Below are 383 nucleotides of genomic sequence, written 5' to 3'. Positions count from 1 at the left end.
CATCAATATAGCGTAAAGCTTTTTTCATTTTATTGTCGTGGGGATTAGGCGCACGAGTCTGGCGCACCGAATCTGACCGAGATTTGTTCTCTTTAATAACCACAAAATTGAGTTGTTTTTTGAGGCAATTTTCCACAATCAACTTCAACAAATCAGCAGAGGCCATAACTCTTGAGTAATCCATCTCAGGAACTTTGCGGAATTCATTAAGTAATTCGGGATCTGCCTGCCAGCAATCATCGACATTCAGAATATCGACCAAATCGACATCATCATTACGCAGACGAACTTGCCCGCACAATACAAAACCGACTAAATGTCCGGCGATTACCAGTGGAATAGAGAAATCGGTTAATCCGGCATGACAGCGATAAATACAAGGC

At 42.0% G+C, this 383-nt stretch carries 1 protein-coding gene; it reads right to left on the bottom strand.

What is annotated here, in order from left to right:
* On the bottom strand, positions 1–383 hold a 383-nt coding region (locus tag C1J00_RS48795), incomplete at both ends, for a PocR ligand-binding domain-containing protein (RefSeq protein WP_500691510.1).

This window comes from Streptomyces cahuitamycinicus (assembly GCF_002891435.1).
GTDB classification, from domain to species: Bacteria; Actinomycetota; Actinomycetes; order Streptomycetales; family Streptomycetaceae; genus Streptomyces; species Streptomyces cahuitamycinicus.
Note: the sequence above shows the minus strand (reverse complement) of the source record. Positions and strands in the feature narration are given on the sequence as shown.